A 22,107-nucleotide genomic window follows, 5' to 3' on the forward strand; every position below is an offset into this window, starting at 1 on the left:
TTACCGTAGAATTATGGGGAGATTCTGTGAAAAAAAGCGAACGATTAAATTGGTGTTTGTAGGTTCCACTTCAAATAGGTGTAAGATTATAGAATGGGAGAGGTCTTGTTATTGTTTATCCTGCACACTGAATTTTTGAACTTTCGAAGTAACTTTAACTTTGATAGGAACCTGTGTGAAATATTCGTCCCAGTTCTGCTTGTGTTTCTCCCATATCGGATATTGTTGGGTTCTTGCTACACGAGAAAAATCTCCGATATCTGTGTGTAATTCTTTTTGCATCTTAAAAATGAGGGCCTGGACTTTATTTTTTACGTGAGTGTTTATTTTCTTTTCCAGCGACTTTAAAAATTTTAAGTCGAATTGTTGGTAAGTTGTCCAATTCTCTACTAACTTTCCTCGTAATTTTAAATCTAAATAAAATGATAATTGATTATGATGTAGTTGAGAAGAAATATTGACGTTGACGTTATCCACTTGATATATGATAGGTGATCCATGATAATTGATATAAAGGGGCAACCCACTTTTATACTTAGCACCTGTTAATAAAGTAACCGTCTGTGTTTCAGTCGGAGTAAGCCAACCTATTAATTGTTGTTTTTCACCAGAAATAACAGAACTTCCGATTAAAGTGTTTTTACGATTTGATACATTGATTCTTGGGATTAAAAAACTGGAGTGATTCAGCATTCTTTTAGAAAATTCACCTAGTGTAATTATAGCTGGAGTATTTAGAGAATCATGCGCTTGTTGGATTAATGTAGCGAGAGAAACTGCTGGAGTAGATATATCAGAATTTCTATTTTCTAATATTTTTTCGGAAGAAGACTGCGTAAATACCATATATGCAGTTCGGTTAAATTCATTATTTTTTAAAAAGGCATCTAATATTTTTGTGAAATCTTTGGATTTTCCTAATTCTTCATTCATAAGGATTGTATGGACATGTGTGAAATTCAATAATTTATTGGAATAATAAGTTGCTCTATGCAGTGCGGCTACTATTGTTGGGCCGATTTGAGAAACATTTAAATACTTAGCGCTGGTTTTATCTGAAGATGGTTGAGCTACTTGTAAAATAAGTCGGATATTTTTGGCCTCTCTATATTCAATAGCTACTCCATCAACGAATCCCAAAGACAAAATTTCGTGGCTGTCCCAGCAGCCCGTAAAAAGAAAACAAATGCTACATACACACCATAATTGTTTTAATTTTAATGACATAAATATCGTCTCCGTACAAATGAAATTAAGAGTAATATACAAGGTAATACTACACTACATATAATGCCCATTTTACTAATCCAATTTCCTAGTAATAGAGTTTCATTTAAATTTTTAGGAATACAAGCCAGAATGTATGCAATCACCATTAGGACATATAAAGAAATATTTTTTTGATTTTTAATTAAGTAACAACAACCTAAATGAGCAATAAAGTGCCCTATAACATAGGTAGTAAATAATTGAATAATCCAAATAATGAAAAATATAAGTTCTAAGTGCCAAGCCTGGATTCGTTGGGCAAACTCCATGGTAGGCCATGTTAGTACTTTTAATTCCTCGATAGATAAAGTTCCCACGAGAACAAAGCTATGAAGTGTGTATAATAATAAAGTAATACCAACTCCTAGAAAAACAGCTTTTCCACTTTGCTTGGGTTTATCCATAAAAGATGCAAAAATCAGAATGGTTTCATAGCCGAAATAAGAGAAGAAAGTTAAAGGTACACTATGAATAACTGGTGAAATACCATCGCCTAGTATAGGATGTAAATACTGCCATTGAAAACTAATAAACCCACTAGCTAAAATGATAAGAATTACGAAAATTGTGAGAGGGAAAAATAATTGAAAGAATCTTACCATAGGTTGTATCCCGCTGTGCAGTAAATAGGAGCCAACAAGAATAGGAAGGCACATGACAATGAATAGAGGGGTACGATTTAATAAGAATTGTTGAGCGAACTCGCCTAATATTCGAATTTGATAAGCGGCTACCATAGTATACCATATTATGTATATAATTCCTATACATATACCTATCGGTTTTCCAAGTAAGAGTTGTACAAATTGAAAAAAGGTTTGTCGAGGATAGTGTTGAGCTAATTTGGCACAACACTGTCCACAAACTAAACTGACGAGTCCACCTAGAAAAAATGATATCCATACATCAGGTGTTTGCATATTTTGAGCAATGCTACGGGAATTGACAATAAAACCATCTGCAATTAAAGCTGTTGAGATGGCAATTGTTACTTGAGATGTAGAAATTTTTTTTTTGGTCATTTGATTCATGTTACACCTTTCTTTCTTTTTTTTAAGTTGATACGCTTACGATTTTTGGTTTTAAAAATAGAATTTCGAAATATATTCCATTGTATTGGGAGACGAATGAAAGTATCTTTCCAGTCTTGAGATTGATAATGAACAAAATACCCTAAATAATTCACTCCAAAATTTTGCAATTTTACAAGATGGGCACATAAGAAAAGAAATGCAAAGATAATGCCATATAGCCCGAAAATGGCAGCACTTATAATGAATAAAAACCGTAATAGTCGAATAGAAAGCCCTAATCCATATTGAGGAATAGCAAAGGAACATAATGTCGTTAGGGCAATTATAACCACTGTAACCGGACTGACAAGCCCAGCTTCTACAGCGGATTGTCCAATAACAAGTCCACCAACAATGCCTACTGATTGCCCGCTGGATCTAGGTAACCTAATTCCGGCCTCTCCTAGACATTCAATCGTACACGCCATTAAAAATGTTTCTATAAATGTTGAGAAAGGAACACCACCTCTACTAGATTGAATAAAGATAATCAATTGCCATGGAATAAGCCCTGGATGAAAAGAAATAAAAGTGATGTATAAGCCTGGTAGTAGTAGTGCCAATAAACAACAAAATAAGCGTAATAGGCGGAAGGTTGTTCCAATCCACCATCTTTCTGTATCGTCTTCAGGAGTATGTAATAATAATGCTAAGGTAATGGGAGTGAGTAAAACAAATGGTGACCCATCTAAAATAATAGCAACTTGTCCTTTTAGTAGACCCTGTATAACTCGATCAGGTCTCTCAGTCTGTATCATTTGAGGGAATGGTGAATATGAGTTATTGCTAAGAAGTTGTTCTAAACAACTATTGTCTAAAATATCATCTATGTCGATAGCACAAATTCTTTCAGTTATTGCAGTTACGAATTTTTTGTTTGTAAGATGATCTAAATAAACTACTGCTACATCGCGTTGTGTTTGCACACCTATTGATGATTTTTGTATAGATAAATGGGAAGATTTAAAGTTTCGTCTTAACATAGATACATTAATAGACAGTATTTCTACAAAGCTTTCTTTTGAGCCATGTATGTTACTTTCAGTTGTTGGCTCAGAAATCGCTCGATTCATTATTTTAGAAGTACCTAAGATAAAAGCGATGTCCATATTTTCTAATAATAATACACAGGAACCAGCGAAAAGATGAGAAATGATAGTATCTAATTCAGAAACAATTTGGATATCGCATAATTCAATACGGTTTGTAACAGTCGATACAGTGATATTAGCGTTTTTAGATTTTTGTTTTATTGAACGTTGTAATAATGGACGCAAGATATAATCTTGCAGCATTTGTACATCTGTTATTGTTTTTAAGTAAATCAAAACAGCGTGCCGTGAGAAATCTGGAATATCAAATTCCCGATATATAATATCAAAGTTAGATGATAATCGATATTGTAGGTTTTCAAAATTGAGACTTAAATTACAAGATAATGTGGATGGTCGTTCCATAAAATCATTCTTCCTTTTTTTGTAAATTAATTTACAATATGTTTAGATGTAAATTAGTATGTGATTTATTTGGAGTTGTATACCATTTTTTGTGAGTTGTAATGGTTGTTAAAAACCAATTCATTGAAAAATATCATATGTACCTTAGCGGTTTTAATCTTTGATTATAGTCCTTTCCGAACGAGAAAGCCTATCGCTTTTAGACACGGGATGAAAGGGAGGTTGGATATAGAGTGCTACTAAAAACTGGAAGGTTTGTAGCACTTTAAATATCCGAAATCTGGGTATTTTTTGTTGTAGTTTTTATTAAACGGATACAATATACTCATGATGCATGATTATAGAAGAACGTTTTATAGAATCGGTTCAAGAGGTATGTAACGAGCTGGATGTTGTAATAGTCGCAATGAAATATGACACACCATGTTCACTTGTTTTTTTGCATACACTACCGATACGCAGCCCTGCTGGTACAATGGTGAAAAGCAAAGGAGTGATTTCTAAAAAAGTCAGAGAGGCATTTCCTCATCTTCAGCATTTACCAAGTCTGTGGACACGTTTGTGTGTGGAATAGCCAAAACGATTCATTTGACTACACCCGCATTTCAATCTCATTCATGGTAAATGGAAAGTTAAATCGTTTCAAGGTTCATACCGTAGTAACCGACATATATAATCGTAATTTTGATTTGTTGAAGCACAAGTTAGGCACACTTCATATCACGAAGAAATCTGCTAAATGGATCGTTTAAATATCTATACGGTCCCTAGAATGAAAAAAAAGGAAAAGCTTTAACTGAAAGTAGTGGATAGCATTGCGATGTAATTGTCTGTTCGCAACTTTTCGGATTTTTATACAAGACTTTGCAAAACAACAAAACAACTCTAAGAAGAACAAGGTATCATCTGATACCATAAAGCAAACAAATGAAAACATTGCTGTTGTAGGAAACAAAATAAAGTTGCCGAAACGAGGCTTATTCGCTTTGCCAAAAGTCGTGAAGTAAAGGGACTTACATGCTACAGGTAGACGGAATTCTTTTGGTAGGTGCTTTGTGTCATTATGAATTGAAACAGAAGTACAAGAACTTCCGAAGATACAATCTTACATCGGAATGGATGTGAGATGAAAAGATTTTGCCATTTTGTCAGATAGAACAACCTATAAAAATCCGAAGTTTTTTCGGTCATGAGAAGAGAATTTGGTGAAAATGCTATATTCTTTCTAGAAGAATAAAAGGATCTACTCGCTGGCATTCACGAATACATGACGAACATTAGAAAAGATTAATGGGACAAAGTCTTAGCTGAAATTATTAAAAATCACGATGTGATTGGTATAGAGGGTTGCAAGTATTGAATATATTGCAGAAGCATACGTTAGCAAAAGCAAGTAGGTAGGTATTGTGGTCACGATTCAGAACTATGCTCGAATACAGAGCATAGTGGTACGGCAAACAAGTTATTGTCGTATCGAAAACATTTACTGCCAGCCAATGATGTTCTTGTTGAGGATATCGATATCAAAACAAGGAGGTTAAAAATGTAAACATAGTTAAATGGGACTGCGAAACTAGCCTAATAAATTAGAGTTTGTTAGAACTCCTTACTTAGGAATCCCCCGCTTCTAAACGAAGTGAAAGTGGGGGAGTTCAAATAACTAAAATATTCTCAATCAGTATGATTCATTAAAAAATTTTTTTTATTTAGTACCATATACATTTTATTATCTTGCATACTAATAGATAGAAACCCAATTTTTTTATACAGTGTTATAGCAGGGGTGTTATGAGGTAAAACGTACAAATAAACTTCAGACATATTTAATCTTTCAAAAGCGTATTTACAAGTTAAGATAGTAGCTTGTGTGCCAAATCCTTTTCTTTGAGCAGGGATATGTCCAATCATTAACCTTCCAAATTCTGCAGAATTTTTTTTTGTATCAATATTATATAGGGCGGTCGTTCCGATGACTGATTTAAAATGTTCATGTTCTTGTACCATAAACATTTGATCGGCTGCTTTTTTTAAATAATCAATAAACCATTTTTTCTGTTGTTGTTTATTTATCGTATCCGTATTAATAAAATACTGTTTAATATTGGTTTGATTTCTCCACGTTCGTATCATTTCTATATCAGCTTCTATAATGTCTCGAATTGATAATTTTCTATTATTAGAATAATATGTCATATTATCACCTGCTACTCCACGTATTTAATAACTTGCTCACACACATAATCTACATCATTTTTCGACAAATGAAGATGTAAAGGTAAAGAAATTACGTGTTCAGACATTTCATGAGCACGTGGACAAGTATCTTTTCCATAAGCATACATTGGGTATTGGGTATTATCTCTATAATGTACACCAGGATATATATCGGCCTGATTTAATGCTAATAATAATTCATTTCTATTTTTAGCTTGAATTATATAGGTATGATAAGAAGATTCACACCCATTAGGCTGTGGAATAATCATTATTTTAGAAGTGTAAGGACTTAATCGTTCATCGTACCACTTTGCCAGTTGTCTACGATAAGCGTTATCACGATCTAAATATTTTAACTGTACTAATCCGATAGCTGCAACAATAGAATTTCCATGATATTTATAGCCAACATGCTCTACATCATACATCCATTTATAAGCACCTTTTTTTTCAACTCGTTCATAAGTGGTCTTGTCAATACCCATCCATGTTAATTTTCTACATAATTTATCATGATCATTGTTTTGAAAACAAATCATTCCAGAATCAGCTGTGGGCAGGTTTTTTACGGCTTGAAATGAATATACAACGACATCGGCTTCTTTCCCGGGGATTTCTCCCATTAAACGCGTTCCAGCCATATGAGCTGCATCAACAATGAGACGTAAATTATACTTTTTACATATTTCTACAATCTGTTGATATTGGCCGGTGTTTCCTCCAATTCCAACATACATAATTGCTCGTGTTTTTTTTGTAATCTTATTTTCAACATCTTGTGGATTTAGACAAAGGTATTGATCTACATCTGCAAAAATGACTTTTAAATTTTCATATTTAATGGCATGGTTTGTAGATATAAATGTTAGTGGTGTAGAAATAATTTCATCATCATCGTCCCATTTGTGGTACATTTTTAAAACTTTGACAGCTAGATGAAGTCCCGCGGTAGCTGAATTAACAAAATGAGAATTAGGAAATCCTGTGTATTTATTCCACTCTTGTTCAAATTCTACGGTTTTATAACCTAAACCGGTCCATCCCTTTTCTAAACAGTGTTGAATTTCTTGTAAACATTCAGAAATTTCGAATTTTGGAACGAATAATTGAATAGCCATGAATATCCCCCCTTATGTAAAAAATTAATACATAGCACATTCTTACAAATATGATAGAAAAAGTTTGTCTCATTACTGCCATTTAAAATTAAAATTGATGGTATAAATAAAGCACCACCACATACCTTAGAATACATAGGGCCTGAATTTAGTAAGTTCTATGTAAAAAGAAAGGAGAATGTTATGGGGGAAAAAAATAAAGGACTATCATTAGAAAGTAATATTAATCAATCTAATGAAATTTATCAACAAAAAAGTCGTGCATTAATTACCAAAAGACCTACACCTATACAAGTGTTAAAAAGCAAAGGGAGGCATATTGTATCAGGTCTGTACGTGAAAAAAAGCACTGTAGACTATGAGGGTGTATACAATGGATATGCTGTGGCTTTTGAGGCGAAATCAACAATGAATTCTAGTAGTTTTCCATTGAAAAATATTCGCGAGCATCAAGTTTTATATTTAGAACAAGCGGAAAAAATGGGAGCAGTGTGTTTTTTTTATTAGAATTTCGGACATTAAATATAGTGTATTTAATGTCTTTTCATCTGGTGAATGAATATATAAAAAATGCTTACCAAGGTGGCCGGAAATCAATTCCGTTAGATGATTGTAATTTATACGGATATCAAGTACACAATCAAAAGGAAATTCCATTGGATTATTTGCCATATATAGATAAAATAATTAATAATAAAAAATGCGAATAGATATCTATCTAATATTGAGATAGATTCATTATGTCTTTTTTTACATTATATTTGGTATATATAACCAAAAAAACTTTTTGTATTTTGGTATATATATCATATAAGATAAAAATAAACATAATTTTTCAGAATATAGCATACATATATATTGCAACCTGTGTGCATCACTGTATAAATTATGCTGCAGGTTGCAGGGGGACTTGCATTTATAATGGTGAGATATGATGTATAAATTGAGTTGGATTATTTGTCTGATTCCATGTCGAAATAATATTTATTTATAAAAATAAAAGAATTTAGAACTTAATATGATTGCTCAGACATTGAAATGATGTATTTATGAACCTATCGCATGTATGTTTGGTTTGTAATAGAATCATATTTGGGGTGAAACGAATGATGATGAATAAAACCTATACGTTTTGTATCTATCCAAATCAAATGCGAACGCCTCTAATCAATAAAATGATTGGCTGTTCTCATTTTGTATGCAATCATTTCCTATCCATATGGAATCATGCATACAAAGAACCAGGAAGAAAGTGTTTGGCTAAAAGAAGTGGATTGTATTACGATGTAGTCGTCTGTTCGCAACCTTGCGTATACACGCTTATAAAAAAATAAAAGTAACTACTCAGCCACCTTTCGGTGTCTTTTTTAAATTTTACTAGTTTCATATGCCTCCCATTTGTAAATACTGAGTATATCAAACAGGGGAGGTGAATCTTATGGTCGATCGAAAAATTATTTTAGATACATATAAAAAAGGACCTGAAGCTGTTATTTCTTTATTTGAAGAAACATTTTCTAAGTTAGAAAAACGTATACAAGAACTAGAAAATGCTTCAAAAAAAAACTCCAAAAATAGTCATAAGCCACCTTCTACAGATGGTTTGGGTAAGCCCGTTACAAAAAGTTTGCGCAAACCGTCTCATCGTCAAACGGGTGGCCAGTTGGGCCACAAGGGACATACTCTTGGTTTGACAGCGACTCCAGATCATACGATTACACATTCTCCTACATATTGTACTTGTTGTCATACTTCCTTGAACCACGAGCCTGTAAAAGGGTATCGCATTCGCCAAGTGTATGACTTACCACCTATTCAGATCGAAGTGACAGAACATAAAGTAGAACAGAAAGAATGCCCACATTGCCATTCTATCCAAGAAGCCCAATTTCCTTCGACAGTATCTCGTCCTGTTCAATATGGTCCAAATATAAAAAGACTGATTCCCTATTTAACGCATTATCAATGCATTTCTTTGAAGCGAACAAAAGAATTCTTTCAGGATTGTTTTGGACATTCTATAAGCGAAGGAACCCTGGTAAATCATACACAGGCTTTCGCTTCTCAATTGCAGCCATTCATAAAAGAAGCTGAGTAGTTACAAATAAAATTGTGCCCCACGTTTCAAAATTAAGAAGAACAAGGTACAATTTTATACCATAAAACAAACAAATGAAAACATTGTCGTTGTAGGAAACAAAATGAAATTATCAAAAAAGGTCTTGTTTGATTTGCCAAAACCCGCGAAAAAAGGATGTATTATACATGCCACAGTTAGATAGAAACCTTCAGGAAGATACTGTGTATCATTGTGATTTGAAACAGAAATGCAAAACTTCCGAAGACATAATCTTACATTGGAATGGATGTTTGATGAAAAGATTTCACCATTTTGTCAGATTGAACAACCTATAAAAAATCCGAAAAGAAGTTAGCGAAAGCGCAGCGTGTTCTTTCTAGAAGAATAAAAAGATCTTCTAGCTGGCATAAACAGCGAATAAAAGTAGCTAGAGCTAGCATTCATGAATACATGACCTATGCTAGAAAAAATTACTAGTCTCAACTGAGATCATCAAAATCCACGATGTGATCGGTATAGAGGATTTACAAGTATCAATCTAAAAGATGAATCGATAAGGATTCTAACAGCAAGAGCTACGGAGCTAGCTTAATAAACTAGAGCTCTTTACTTAGGGATTCTCCTCGTTTACACGAAGTGAAAGTGGGGTAGTTCAAATCATGAAAAAACCTATTGTTTGAAAATAAAAAAAGACATAATAAGGGACAACACTCAATAATGATGAATGTTGTCCTTTATTAGATGTCTCGGCTAGTATAGTACATGTTAGGTGTGCAGTATTATTTTTTCGTAAATTGTATCAGGATTATTTGTTCAAATTGATAAGGTGTTGATTCTCATTCTAAACAAATCAAATGAAAATAATACTAGCATATGAATGATTATAATATGCACTTTGTATTTGTGTAGATTATAATTTACTCTTTATAAATGTAAAATTATTTACGTTCCACTGCAGCCTTTCCCGAATGAGAAAGCCCATCGCCTTTAGGCATGGGATGAGAGTGAGTCGTGCAATCGTTGATTTTGCAACGAATCATACTATTTATGTCATTTGATTAGAACAACTAACAAACAAGCCGTAAAACGAAAAAAAACTACAAGTTTGGTTATATTCTATCTTCTTGCGCAATTTATTGCGTACAAAACGAAAGTAGTTGGGAATACGTGAACCCTTTTTATATAAGTCAAACATGCACGAAAAAGAACAAACCACGAGATAGAAAATATAAGTGTCCATGCGAATCTGAGAAACACCGCGGTATCGTTGGGGGCGATGATACATCCTCATCTTGAAGGCTGTTGAAAAAAATTATATAAATCGAACGCCTTCAAGTCATTAAAGAAGGCGTCTTTGATTTTACATACTACACGTCCCTCCTACACTCTAGAGGAGAACATACAATCTTCCTTGACAATACAAAAGAATGAAAACATTGCTGTTGTGGGAAATAAACTAAAGTGGTCAAAACTAAATTTTATTTAATTTGTATTATGTATTACGGTTAGTTAACACAGAAGTGCAAGACCTGCCGAACATACACCCTCATATTGGAGTGGACGTCGGGTTAACAGATTTGCGCTATTCTTCATGTTTAGTTATTTTCCTTTTATCAAACAGCCTTTTTGAACTGAATATATGGCTTCCCGCATGTTATTATAAAAACAAGCCAACAAAACCCTTCCCGGCACTGGGAAATCATGTAGTTGTCCTATCTATTCACAAAAATAACAGTCAGATTATTATTGAGAAAATAATCTGACTGTTATTTTTAATTAAAATGAAAACTTATTAGCTTCTCACAGAGAATTTCTCACTAAAAAATCTGAAGAGGAGAAATTGGTGTCAGTAGGTGTAAATCTATTGTTTTTGTAAAATTTTATATAATTATGTAACAGAGGGGTGAAGCTCTTACTTGATCCTGTCCCTTTTATTTATAAATATGGATTTAAATTATAATAAGGCGCTTGTCAAGAGGAAAATACATACATCTTAAATCTCAAATCATAATATAAAATAGAGGAGAAAGGAGTCGTTATGATAAAACTTACTGAATATGACTTAGCTTATATTTGTTACTACTCAGAAAAAGTGGCATTACCAGCTCTTGTAGCGGGTTATTCGCCTAGGCTAAGGTCCAACGACATAAAATTTTTACTCGAAGATTTACGTAAGAAGGAAGTCTTTGATTTTTATAAAAATACCTATGAAGAATTATTGGAAGAATAAGGTTTTTCAAACTATGCTAGTAATGTAAATTTACCAGCGGTTTTTGGCAAAGCGAACAGTAGATAAAAGAATTACACATTAACATAAAATATTTACAAAGTATTCTGGGGAAATGAAATAATTTGATTGCACAGCCAGATGGAAAGGGGATAGATTATCATAAATAATTAATCATTTGTTAGTATTGAACTTCTTATAGCACTTGCGCTACTGTACGCTCTTTTATAGAGTGATTACTAGCAAATCTTCTATTTCCATCACCTCGTGATTTTTGATGATTTGAGTAAAGGGCTCCTGAAAGTATTCTGATTTTATATGTTGGATTTGTTCATGAATACAAGAATTCCAATTGCTGTTCATACCAGTGTGCCCTACCCTTTGTATGTTTAGTCTCAAAATTTTTCTTCTCTCACAATCGAAATGGGGTGAAACGAACGAATGATGATACGTTTCGTATCTATCCAAATCAAGCACAAGCGACTCTAATTAATAAAAAATTGGCTTTTGTATGCAATTATTTCATACTCCAAGTGCAATGAAAAAATCAAGTGATTAAAGACGCAAAAAATTTGTTTACTATAAAAGTAAAGAAAAACCAGTATAAAATTATCCTAATTCTAAAGAGGCGTGTTTGTGTATGGAACAATCAAAATTATTTATTTAATCCTACTTATATTTCAATCTCATTTCAGGTAAATGAAAAGTTGATTCGTATAAGAATCCAAGCTTTATTAAGCGCTACAAACAAACGTAATCTGAAGGTACACTGCGTATCACAAAAAAAAGCGAATAAGTGGATAGCCTAAATAGCAGTCACACTTCCTAGTAATAAAAGGACAGGAACGAAAATTTCAGGTATAGACTTAGGTCTCAAGGTCCCCGCGGTAGGTATAATAAATATAAGAAGCGTACCTTGCGTAGTGTACGTAATAAGTAGAAATGAAATCCATTTGGCGAATGGACGATAAAGAGTAAAGACCGATGCAAGATAAAAATCATAAAATAAGTTGTGCAATTAGAACAACTAACAAATATAAAAATGATAAGGACAAGGTATAAAAACGAAAAAAACTACACACTTGGTCATTTTATTGTTTATCACAATTTATTATCAATAAAGAATAGCTGGTATTCAGATTGAATATGTGACGCCAGCTTATAGAAATCAAAGTTATCTGAAATGTACTAAAACGAATAATGCTCGAGATAGAAAATATAAGTGTCTATGTGAGTTGAAGATACATCGTGGGAGTCTCGAATGGTTAGTATTTCTAAAAATGCAATATATTAAGGAAACTTGGATGTGACTGATGTGAACAAGAAAAATAATAACGAGTATATAAAGACACTCTTTTTTCTGTTCTACTTCCAGAAAAAAGAGTGTCTTTATATGATTTTGTGAAGATGGTTTGGAATGTCCTTTTATACGCACTATGTTATATCCTATATCGGCGTTATAAGATAATACATTTAGTTTATCACAGAAAAAAGAGTTTTGATGTAGAGTTATGTTATGAAAAAATACTTTTGACAAAAGTTTAATTGCTTTAAGAAAGATGCTTAATTTGTAGTATCGTTCAAGAGAAGCTATTTTTTATTTTAAATATATGGCTAATAAATCATTGGAAATTTAAATATGTTTAGAGAGGCGGAAATACTATATGAATGCAAAGCAACTACGTATACAGATTTTGGACGTACAAGATTTACATTGCCAAACTTGTTCGTTTCAAAGTGCTTCTTATACGTATTGTTATAAGCAGTGTTTAATCGGATCGTGGATCGAACAAGCTGGTAAAGCATTGTTATTAATTTCTGAAGTAGATTCTTTAGAAAAAATATATGGAGAGAGTGAGAAAAAATGGGATTATTTATGCGGAGAAGCGGTTAAATTACAAGAAACGCAGGTTACCTATCGAGCTATCGCAAAATTTTTAGGTTGTGATGAGAATACTTTACGAAAACAATTAAAAAAACGTGAAGTACAGTTTATTTGAAGGATAAAGTCAAATAAACTGTAGGAACTGTAGAAATTGAAAAGAGGGATTATAAATGAATAAAAAAGTAAAATTAGCAAGCGTTTTATTAGGAAGTGCTATATTATTCGCTGCCTGTGGGAACACAGGAGAAGTAGTTACATCAAAAGTTGGAGCGATTACCGAAAAGGAACTTGGGACAAATTTGCAAGAACAATTTGGAAAAGTAGCAGTGTATCAGATGATGGTGAAAAAAGTACTAATTCATGATTATCCAGTTTCAGAGAAAGAAGTAAATCAGAAATTAGAAGAATTAAAAAAACAAACAAACCAAAAAAATGTAACAGATTTAATTAAACAATTTGGTGTACCCAATGAGGAAGCTCTAAAGGAACAATTAAAAGCCCAAGCGGCGTTAGAAAAAGCTGTTAAAAAGTCTATTACTGAAAAGGAATTGAAAGAAAATTATAAGCCGGAAATCAGAGCTAGTCATATTTTAGTGGCGGATGAAAATACAGCTAAAGAAGTGGAAGAAAAAATTAAGCAAGGAGAAGATTTTGCGGCTTTAGCAAAACAATATTCTACAGATACAGGTTCCAAAGAGAAAGGTGGGGATCTTGGAGTATTTGGTCCAGGTATAATGCAAAAAGAATTTGAAGATGCTGCATATAAGTTGCAAGTGGGCGAGGTAAGTGAACCAGTTAAAACAACATTTGGATATCATATCATTAAATTAACAGAGAAGAAAGAATTGAAACCATTTGAACAAGAAAAAGAAAATATCCGTAAAACATTAGAGCAAAAACGTTTACAAGATCAAGTATGGCAGCAGCAGTTTATTCAAAAGTTGCTTGAAAAAGCAGATATTAAGGTGAAAGATGCTGAATTTAAGGATGTTTTTAAGCCGCAGAAAAAGGAATAAGTAGATACTACCAGAGGCCATGGGGAGAGAGTTATGCGGGGATATGCTGTGATAAAAAATTGGGCGAAATATATAGTAATAAGTTTGATTATCACTATCGTTTTAGAAATCTTTGTAGTACAACCATTTCGTGTGAAAGGGGAGTCCATGAATCCAACTCTACACGATGAACAATGGGTTTTTGTATCAAAGTGGTCTCATGTATTAGGAAACGTTCCTGCATATGGTTCCATTGTGGTGTTAGACAGTCAATTAGATGAACAACATAATATGTGGAATGATTTGTTGGAAACCAATATTGGTCAGTTGTTTGTTGAAAATTCTTCAGTTAATTATATTAAAAGGGTAATTGGAAAACCAGGAGATACGATTTCGTATAAAAATGGAGTTTTGTATCGAAATGGAAACAAGATACAAGAACCGTATTTGTATGAGAAAATGTCCGAACAGGAAAATCAAACATGGCGAGTACCGGCGGGACACTTATTTGTGTTAGGAGATAATAGGAATAATAGTAAAGATAGTCGCATGATAGGGTATATTCCGCTGGATCATATACTAGGTGTTGCACACGATTTTTGATAACCCTATATGTGAATAGGAAATTGAGGTGAAAGTTTGCCGCCAAAGATAGGTATATTTGTACTGGGATTTTTGGTGGTAAGCTTTTCATTTTGGAAAAGACCTTACGTGAAAATGTATGTTTCCAGTCAACAACGCTTTAATATATTAAAAATACTTGCTTTATAGTAGTGGAAGGAATGTTTTTAATTTCAAGAAAATCAATAATATATTTTTTATTTAAAACAGCTATTTAGGCAAAAAATACTACTTGTATTCCTCGCTTATTTGATTATACTAAACAAAAAAAGAAAGGAGTACATCCAGTCATGTTTTGAGACAGGGATGGTATAAATTATGTCTACTCAGCAACGACAACAAGAACTTATTAATATGCTATTGCAAGATCAAAAATGGCATACTTTAGAAGAAATTGCTGAACAAATTCAATGTGCAGTAAAGACTGTTCGGCGAGATTTGCATTATTTGAAAAATCAGTTACCTTTAGATTGGCAGATACACGTCATTAAAGGAAGAGGTGTAAAATTATATAAACCTCCTCATTCATCTCAAACCAGTGTGTATTCTTTTTTTAAGCAAGAAGACATGCGATTTCGAGTTTTAGAACAATTGTTACAAGGGAATATTCGTACAGTGACGGAACTAGCTGATGTACTATATGTACAAGTAGCAACTATTTCTTCAGTACTCCGTGAGGTTCAGGAATATCTAAATCATTTTGATTTAGAGTTGCATAAAAAACCTCTGCGTATTGTTGGAATAGAAGCGCATATTGTATATATGTTCTATGAATTGTATTTTACAACCTATGGATGGGATAAATGGCCATTTTCTGACGAATTTGAAATTTTTTCTTACGTAAAAAACATCGAACAAAAACTAGATATTCAATTTTATCCGATTTATAAACAACGGTTGGCTTATTTACTAGCGATTGCTGTGCAACGTAAAAAAAAGGGGGATAATATAAGTGTGTTACCTATTCATGAGGCGCTTATAATTGAAACACCCTTTTATCATAAAATTAAAGCGCTGCCTTCTGTTTTATGTGGTGTTTCACTTACAAAAACAGATAAAGTGGTAATGACAATTGCTGTAAATTGTTGTATGTTTGTTTATTCTAACAGAAGTCGTTATAAAGAAGAGCTTCTTCAATATTATTATAATGGGACATCTATGTTATATCAATACGTCAAAGATTTAGTAGTACAATTAGAAAATGAATTTAATATGCTTTTTCATCGAGATGAAGAGTTTTTGTTTTATTTGTTACAATACATTAGACAAATTTCATATAGATATCAGTTTATTCCGACAATTACATCACCTACATCTGAATGGCATGAAAAAGTGAAACAAATACATCCTGTAACATTTGAAAAAGTTCAAAAAGTTTATACATCATGGATACAACAATACCCATTTTTTTCTCGGGTGAACGAAGAAGATATTCTAGCCATCACGTTACAATTAGAGGCTGTATTTCAATTATCTCAAGCATTTCGAAAAAATGTATGTTTGTATTTAGGAGATGCTATTTTATGGAAACGATATATACAAGGTGTACTTTATCATGAGTTTGGGAATACACTATCAATTGTATCGGAGGAAGCATTAGATATTCAAGAGTACGATTTCGAAAAAATGGGGCTAGATGGTATTTTGACGACGGTTCCACTAGAAAAAATGAAAGTACCTGTGCTACACATATCAGTTATTCCGACTCGAAGAGAATTAGACGATATTAAAACCTTCTTAGAAATGGATTAAGATGGTTTGTTATGTTAATGATATTTCATGCATTATTTCTTGATAGAAAACTTCCACCTCAAGAAATAGACAGAGCAATATGTAATGAATAGGAGAGAGAAATGACAGTTATAGATAAAAGCCTAATATTTCTTCTAGTGTAGTTAAAAAAATGCTGGAATGTATTAGTGGCGGTAAACCCCCCCTTCAGACAGTCGGTGGACTGTTAAGTGGAAGAGGGGTTTACGTTTGCTGATTATATTTTATGATGTAAGGGCCGTTGTAACGATAATGTAAGTCTTTATTTATCCGACTTATTAGCTACATTCTCCATTTAGATTCTCGAACACATACATTGGTGATTTTGTGTAAGAAGGTTCTTTCCTCAAAAATGAGATGTAATGTGAAGTATCTGTGTCATGATTTTGAAAAGTAGTGGCGTAAAAGGTGAATGGTACAGGAAGAAAGTTATAGTTGTTTCAAAAACATTCAATTTTATTCAAAGCTATATTCAAATTGTGATTACCCAAATAACGACGTTACACATCTAAATCTTCGTAAATGAGATTGTCCCTATGGTTCGCGTATCATAATAAGAGATAGTAACAGAATTTTTATCCTTTTCTTTTAAGATAAGTTCGATTAGCTCTGTTTGAAGGCTTTGTCCTTTTTTGATTACTGTCGTATGAATTACTATAGATTTAGTGAGTGAAACAAATCTAATTTACTCTTTGTTTACTTAGAAAGAAAAAGATTATAATTGCAAATTATTACAGAAAGCCCTTTTCTATGATTATTAAAAAATTGGAAGTGAACATCCATATTTTTCAAAAATATATCAAAATATCAACTAACCCTCCTATTCTGATTGAATATGAAAAATAGTTTGTATGGGTATATAAAATAGAAAAAAACTTGTTATTTTCAAGCTACCATATTTTATATTAAGAAGCGATTAGAACTTCATCTTATTATATTATTATATATAGTTTTTGTTGTATAAATGAAATATAGCTTATAAAATCTATTATGTGGGGCAAAAACCCAGTTGCTTATCTTGTAAAAGGATTCTATAGCTAGAGTTCAAATAATATGGGAAAGAACAATTATTTAGATAAAATAATCATTTTTATTTTTTGAATATTATTTATTATTCTGCATCTAATTGATTTATTATACCGTGAAAACGGATTGAGAAATAAGGAAGAATTCAAAGACCAAAAACTAATAAAAATTGGTTATAATTACAAAAAATGTTGAAACTATTGATGAGAGATCCAATGTAGATATTATGGAATAAAAGGTTAAAAGTTAGTGAGGTGTACAGTATGAATCCAAAAGAAAAGAGAATTCGTATTTTAGATTTACAGGATCAGTATTGTCAAACATGCGAATATCAAATGCGCTCTTTGACAGAATGTATTCAAATTCACAACTGTATGGTGGGAAAGGAATTTCAATTTTTAACAAAGGATCTTTTTATAGAGAGTAAAGGACAAAAGACAAAAGAAGAATGGGATGAGGTTTGTAGGCAAGCTGTGGCGTTAAAAGAGCAAGGGTTTGGAGCAGGGAGCATTTCAAAGAAGCTGGATTGTTCGCGTAGTACGTTATATGACCAATTGAAAAGAAGAGGTTTGTGGCAAGGAAAAAATAAAACAGAAATACAGGAACAAAGTCGAAATAAATGGGAGCATTGGTGTCGACAAGCAAAAAACTTAAGAGAGCAGGGATGGAGTTATCCAAAAATAGCACAACATCTTAAAATCCCTGCATCGAATTTACGTAATGAAATGCGTAAACGAGGTTTTTATGGTAAATAGGTGAAGATAGTCAGAGTGAAAAAGTACCAATGTTATTAGGCGAGTATTTCAACCTTTCGGAACTTTTTCTATTTGATAAACGTTCGAAATGGCAATAAGTACTGCAGATTACGAGTTATATGTTTCTCAAGTAAATAGAGGTGTTCATATTTTTAAAAATAGTATTTGTACGCTGGATATATTTATTTATGTTTCTTACTTCGCACATCTTTCAGCATTTAGTGAATTACAATATTGTAAAATAATTATTAACGATTGTGGAAAGAAAAAGATATTTATGAATGTGCTTGTTGCTTATATATATCATACATACAGTCTATGGAGTGATGAAAAAATAGAATATGCTGGATTTTTAGGGTTTGAATCTATGACCAGATATGTATGAGTGGCCTCTATTCTGACTAATTGAGCCAATGGCTTATAGAAATGTATACTGGATAAGATAATAGGGTATTGCCATACTTTGAAAAAGAAAAACACGTTAATGGATTTTTTGATTTGATAATTAATTTAATAACATTCCTTGGTAAACTGACAAATATAGCTGATATATATAATAGGGTGTTTTTGCCCATCCCCTCGAAATGGAGGAATAAGCAAATGAATATTGTATACTCCTTGCATTATAAAATTATTATATTAAAACTAAGTAAGTTATATCGTTTGTAAAAGTCTATATTTGATGTTATTTAAACCATACACCTTTCATTGTAACAATCCAATCATCATTTGGTATTTTTTGTGTTATTCCTATACTAAAGTAGCTGTTTTAAAATGGAAGAAACATCCCCTTACAAAAATGTAAGGTTACTGTCATATCAATCAATAGCGATTCATCTTCCAAAAGAGCAAAATAAGTAAGAGAATAACAATTGTAGGAGGATATATATGACGAAGCCAGTTGTAGACGTGAAAAACGTCCAAAAAGTGTACGGTAAAAAAGGAGAGAATCAATCATATGCGTTAAAAGGTGTCTCATTCTCCATTCAAGAGGGGGAGTTTGTCGGAATTATGGGGCCATCTGGTTCTGGTAAAACGACATTATTAAACGTAATTTCAACACTTGATAAAGCAACGGGCGGTGTTGTTGAAATCGCGGGTACAGATATTACGAAAATGAAGCAAGGTGAACTTTCTGATTTTCGTTCACAAAAATTAGGATTCATTTTCCAAGACTTTAACCTATTAGAGAACTTATCTATTTATGCAAACATCGCACTTCCATTATCTCTTCAAGGTGTCGCGTCACGTAATATTGGATCGAAAGTAGAAAAAGTAGCGGATATGTTAGGGATTACAGAAATACTTCAAAAGTATCCATCTGAAGTATCTGGTGGACAGAAACAACGTTCAGCCGCAGCACGTGCGTTAGTGCATGAACCTGCCATTATTTTAGGGGACGAGCCAACAGGAGCGCTTGATTCTAAAAATGCAACGAGTTTACTTGATGCGATGACAAACTTAAATAAAGAGCAAGGCGTTTCTATCATGATGGTTACACATGATCCGTATAGTGCAAGTTACTGTCAGCGAATTTTATTCATTCAAGATGGTGAGCTATATAAAGAAATTCACCGCGGCGGTACACGTGAAGAGTTTTATAAAGAAATTTTAGATGTGCTTGCGGACTTAGGTACACAAAAAGCGTAAGAAAGGAGGTCTAGGAGCATGTTATTTAAACTTTCCATGTCTGGGCTAAAAAGTAAATTACAAGATTATATTGTCTTACTTGCTGGTCTTATCGTATCTATTTCAACTTTTTATCTATTTCAAACGTTATCATTAAATAAAACGTTCCTTGAATCAAATCCACATGCTGAGATAGTTGCAATAGCATTCCAAATCGGTTCTGTTTTATTAGCGATTGTAACGTTTTTCTACATTTTATATGCAAACTCGTTCTTATTATCTCTTCGCCAAAAAGAGTTTGGCATGTACATGATGTTAGGAGCAAAAAAACATAAAGTTACCTTACTTATGTTTATCGAAACAATCATAGTAGGTACCGCATCTCTTGCAATCGGAATTGCAGTTGGTGTAGGACTTGCAGAAGGTATCGGTCAGTTATTAATGAAACAGTTGGATTTTTCTGGAGAAGGGTATCAAGCATTTTATATTCCATCTATGACTGTTACTTGCCTCTTCTTTTTTGTCTTATTTGTACTATCAGCCATCCTGAATAGTATGAAATTGTCACGTATTTCTGTTTTGCAACTTGTACATGCAGATGCACAAACAGAGCGTGTCGCGGTAAAAGGGAAAATGACAGCTGTAGTTGCATTCCTTGGTTTGCTTTTACTAGGCATTGGGTATACATCACTGATCTATATATCACAGCTACAAGGAAAAGATATACTAAGCGTTCCTACGTTCATGGCTATTGGATTAATCACAGCTACAATTGGTACGTACACGCTATTTGGATCTCTTCTCCCCGTTATGATGAAAAAGGTACAAAGTAATAAAAAACGTAGGGACAAAGGGCTGAATGCTTTTACTTTTGCACAATTAAGCTTCCGTATGAATAGCCTAGCAAATGTACTCGCCACGGTAGCATTGTTAGTGGCTCTTGGAGCGGGTGGAATTGCGTGTGGTATGGCATTTAAAAACGATGTTATAAAACAGACTGATAAAGGAACGATTTATGATTCGATAGTTCATAATCCAACAGTGGAAGAAAAGAAATTGTTAGACAGCATTCCATTTAAAGAGAAACTTGAATATCACTATAAGGTGGATGATACGTATATTTATTATACAAAAGAAGAGCTAGAGAATAATCGTCCTTTAGTCATAGATAGAAAAAATGAGAAGACAATGAAAGTTTCAGAGAAAATACCCATGAATGCGTTTGTGTTGTCAAGACAATGGGGGAAAGATGATGGAAAACCAAGACAATGGAGTGATGTTTTCCAAACAATTCAACCAGAGTATATGTATCCGAATCATGAAGTGAAAATTGTCAATCAAAACATATACGATAGTATGAAAGGTACAGAAAATACCGTGTTTATTGGGAAAACAGATAATTTTGGTGCATACGTAAAAGAATGGAAAAAACTTGATGAATTACAGCTAGTTAAATATAAAAATGTGAAAGCAGAAGAACTGGGTAGTAAATATCAAACCTATAAAGGGAATCAAAGTTTTTCTAGCGGACTCATGTTTATGGGATTCTTCGTTGGAATTGCGTTCTTAGCAATGATGGCAAGCTGCCTGATGTTTAAAGTTCTGTCTGGTGCATCCAAAGATTGTACACGTTATCAAATGCTTTGTAAAATCGGTGTTCGCCGAGAGTTATTAACACAATCGATTTATAAAGAGTTATTCTTTGTATTCTTAGTCCCAGCAATGGTGGGTATTGTTCACGTATTAGTTGGTATGAATATGTTCAGCCCTCTTTTAATTGATCCGTATTTCCGTATATGGTTACCACTTGTTATTTTTGTATTGATTTACTTGATCTATTACTTCATTACGGTTCAATTATATAAAAAAATTGTACTTCTAAAAGAAGAGTAATTTGACACTCCCACGGCTAAAGCCGCAAGTCTTACCTTACGGTGTAACGGATGGGATTCTTGAATGACTAAGCGTTCGCAGTCCATTTCTGT

Annotated in this window: 13 protein-coding genes and 8 pseudogenes; 16 read left to right on the forward strand and 5 right to left on the reverse strand. The window is 32.9% G+C overall.

What is annotated here, in order from left to right; genetic code table 11:
- Positions 1-108: 108 nt before the first annotated feature.
- From AC3WVZ_RS29390 to AC3WVZ_RS29400, 3 genes are read right to left on the reverse strand one after another with little or no spacing between them, the layout of a single operon-like run.
- Positions 109-1,227, reverse strand: coding sequence for a Ger(x)C family spore germination protein (locus AC3WVZ_RS29390; RefSeq protein WP_233936773.1), 1,119 nt, complete (start codon positions 1,225-1,227; stop codon positions 109-111).
- Positions 1,218-2,300, reverse strand: a complete 1,083-nt coding sequence (locus AC3WVZ_RS29395; RefSeq protein ID WP_233936775.1) for a GerAB/ArcD/ProY family transporter — start codon at positions 2,298-2,300, stop codon at positions 1,218-1,220. The genes AC3WVZ_RS29390 and AC3WVZ_RS29395 overlap by 10 nt, the downstream gene beginning before the upstream one ends.
- Positions 2,297-3,799: a spore germination protein gene (locus tag AC3WVZ_RS29400; RefSeq protein WP_233936777.1), complete on the reverse strand. Its 1,503-nt coding sequence runs from the start codon at positions 3,797-3,799 to the stop codon at positions 2,297-2,299. Before AC3WVZ_RS29400 ends, AC3WVZ_RS29395 begins: the two co-directional genes overlap by 4 nt.
- A 340-nt stretch (positions 3,800-4,139) precedes the next feature.
- Here AC3WVZ_RS29400 and AC3WVZ_RS29405 point away from each other — a divergent pair.
- The 3 pseudogenes from AC3WVZ_RS29405 to AC3WVZ_RS29415 form a co-directional block, all read left to right on the forward strand.
- Positions 4,140-4,358: pseudogene (locus AC3WVZ_RS29405) on the forward strand (transposase); the annotation flags it as partial.
- Positions 4,357-4,545: pseudogene (locus AC3WVZ_RS29410) on the forward strand (RNA-guided endonuclease TnpB family protein); the annotation flags it as partial. The pseudogenes AC3WVZ_RS29405 and AC3WVZ_RS29410, both read left to right, overlap by 2 nt.
- A 50-nt stretch (positions 4,546-4,595) precedes the next feature.
- A pseudogene (locus AC3WVZ_RS29415) lies at positions 4,596-5,308 on the forward strand (RNA-guided endonuclease TnpB family protein); the annotation flags it as partial.
- A gap of 162 nt (positions 5,309-5,470) precedes the next feature.
- Here the strand turns inward: AC3WVZ_RS29415 and AC3WVZ_RS29420 are convergent.
- Both AC3WVZ_RS29420 and AC3WVZ_RS29425 read right to left on the reverse strand, forming a co-directional pair.
- Positions 5,471-5,992 carry a GNAT family N-acetyltransferase gene (locus AC3WVZ_RS29420; RefSeq protein WP_233936779.1) on the reverse strand — a complete coding sequence of 174 codons (522 nt, stop codon included), beginning with the start codon at positions 5,990-5,992 and terminating at the stop codon, positions 5,471-5,473.
- An 11-nt stretch (positions 5,993-6,003) separates the two neighbouring features.
- A complete protein-coding gene (locus tag AC3WVZ_RS29425; RefSeq protein ID WP_233936780.1) occupies positions 6,004-7,134 on the reverse strand; it encodes a DegT/DnrJ/EryC1/StrS family aminotransferase in 1,131 nt (376 codons plus the stop codon).
- Positions 7,135-7,317: 183 nt separating this feature from the next.
- Between AC3WVZ_RS29425 and AC3WVZ_RS29430 the strand changes: the two are divergent.
- The 13 genes and pseudogenes from AC3WVZ_RS29430 to AC3WVZ_RS29490 all read left to right on the forward strand — a co-directional run bounded on the left by AC3WVZ_RS29430 (position 7,318) and on the right by AC3WVZ_RS29490 (position 22,015).
- Positions 7,318-7,844: pseudogene (locus AC3WVZ_RS29430) on the forward strand (Holliday junction resolvase RecU).
- Positions 7,845-8,572: 728 nt separating this feature from the next.
- Positions 8,573-9,229 (forward strand): annotated as a pseudogene (locus AC3WVZ_RS29435) (DUF6444 domain-containing protein); the annotation flags it as partial.
- A gap of 13 nt (positions 9,230-9,242) precedes the next feature.
- A pseudogene (locus tag AC3WVZ_RS29440) lies at positions 9,243-9,750 on the forward strand (transposase); the annotation flags it as partial.
- Between the two features lie 854 nt (positions 9,751-10,604).
- A pseudogene (locus AC3WVZ_RS29445) lies at positions 10,605-10,791 on the forward strand (hypothetical protein); the annotation flags it as partial.
- Between the two features lie 461 nt (positions 10,792-11,252).
- Positions 11,253-11,444, forward strand: coding sequence for a hypothetical protein (locus AC3WVZ_RS29450; RefSeq protein WP_078188096.1), 192 nt, complete (start codon positions 11,253-11,255; stop codon positions 11,442-11,444).
- A gap of 539 nt (positions 11,445-11,983) precedes the next feature.
- Positions 11,984-12,691: pseudogene (locus AC3WVZ_RS29455) on the forward strand (nuclease/transposase family protein); the annotation flags it as partial.
- Positions 12,692-13,105: 414 nt separating this feature from the next.
- The gene (locus AC3WVZ_RS29460) at positions 13,106-13,441 is read left to right on the forward strand and encodes a hypothetical protein (protein ID WP_233936783.1); all 336 of its coding nucleotides are present in this window, start codon (positions 13,106-13,108) and stop codon (positions 13,439-13,441) included.
- 55 nt (positions 13,442-13,496) lie between these two features.
- The gene (locus AC3WVZ_RS29465; protein ID WP_233936784.1) at positions 13,497-14,342 is read left to right on the forward strand and encodes a peptidylprolyl isomerase; all 846 of its coding nucleotides are present in this window, start codon (positions 13,497-13,499) and stop codon (positions 14,340-14,342) included.
- Between the two features lie 48 nt (positions 14,343-14,390).
- Positions 14,391-14,924 (forward strand): signal peptidase I, encoded by a 534-nt coding sequence (gene lepB / locus AC3WVZ_RS29470; protein WP_233936785.1) that lies wholly within the window; start codon positions 14,391-14,393, stop codon positions 14,922-14,924.
- Positions 14,925-15,260: 336 nt separating this feature from the next.
- The gene (locus AC3WVZ_RS29475; protein ID WP_233936786.1) at positions 15,261-16,694 is read left to right on the forward strand and encodes a BglG family transcription antiterminator; all 1,434 of its coding nucleotides are present in this window, start codon (positions 15,261-15,263) and stop codon (positions 16,692-16,694) included.
- Between the two features lie 1,307 nt (positions 16,695-18,001).
- Positions 18,002-18,493, forward strand: coding sequence for a COG3415 family protein (locus tag AC3WVZ_RS29480; RefSeq protein WP_233936787.1), 492 nt, complete (start codon positions 18,002-18,004; stop codon positions 18,491-18,493).
- Between the two features lie 888 nt (positions 18,494-19,381).
- On the forward strand, positions 19,382-20,143 hold the full coding sequence (locus AC3WVZ_RS29485; RefSeq protein ID WP_100910635.1) for an ABC transporter ATP-binding protein: 762 nt from the start codon (positions 19,382-19,384) through the stop codon (positions 20,141-20,143).
- An 18-nt stretch (positions 20,144-20,161) separates the two neighbouring features.
- Entirely contained in the window at positions 20,162-22,015 is a 1,854-nt protein-coding gene (locus tag AC3WVZ_RS29490) for an FtsX-like permease family protein (protein WP_233936788.1), read from the forward strand.
- Positions 22,016-22,107: the final 92 nt, after the last annotated feature.

The organism is Bacillus sp. CPT56D-587-MTF (genome assembly GCF_058792335.1).

What these genes read in the sequence shown, in the direction of transcription:
- AC3WVZ_RS29390 (WP_233936773.1), bottom strand. Translation starts at nt 1,227, where the DNA reads ATGTCATTAAAATTAAAACAATTATGGTGTGTATGTAGCATTTGTTTT.
- AC3WVZ_RS29395 (WP_233936775.1), bottom strand. Translation starts at nt 2,300, where the DNA reads ATGAATCAAATGACCAAAAAAAAAATTTCTACATCTCAAGTAACAATT.
- AC3WVZ_RS29400 (WP_233936777.1), bottom strand. Translation starts at nt 3,799, where the DNA reads ATGGAACGACCATCCACATTATCTTGTAATTTAAGTCTCAATTTTGAA.
- AC3WVZ_RS29420 (WP_233936779.1), bottom strand. Translation starts at nt 5,992, where the DNA reads ATGACATATTATTCTAATAATAGAAAATTATCAATTCGAGACATTATA.
- AC3WVZ_RS29425 (WP_233936780.1), bottom strand. Translation starts at nt 7,134, where the DNA reads ATGGCTATTCAATTATTCGTTCCAAAATTCGAAATTTCTGAATGTTTA.
- AC3WVZ_RS29450 (WP_078188096.1), top strand. Translation starts at nt 11,253, where the DNA reads ATGATAAAACTTACTGAATATGACTTAGCTTATATTTGTTACTACTCA.
- AC3WVZ_RS29460 (WP_233936783.1), top strand. Translation starts at nt 13,106, where the DNA reads ATGAATGCAAAGCAACTACGTATACAGATTTTGGACGTACAAGATTTA.
- AC3WVZ_RS29465 (WP_233936784.1), top strand. Translation starts at nt 13,497, where the DNA reads ATGAATAAAAAAGTAAAATTAGCAAGCGTTTTATTAGGAAGTGCTATA.
- AC3WVZ_RS29475 (WP_233936786.1), top strand. Translation starts at nt 15,261, where the DNA reads ATGTCTACTCAGCAACGACAACAAGAACTTATTAATATGCTATTGCAA.
- AC3WVZ_RS29480 (WP_233936787.1), top strand. Translation starts at nt 18,002, where the DNA reads ATGAATCCAAAAGAAAAGAGAATTCGTATTTTAGATTTACAGGATCAG.
- AC3WVZ_RS29485 (WP_100910635.1), top strand. Translation starts at nt 19,382, where the DNA reads ATGACGAAGCCAGTTGTAGACGTGAAAAACGTCCAAAAAGTGTACGGT.
- AC3WVZ_RS29490 (WP_233936788.1), top strand. Translation starts at nt 20,162, where the DNA reads ATGTTATTTAAACTTTCCATGTCTGGGCTAAAAAGTAAATTACAAGAT.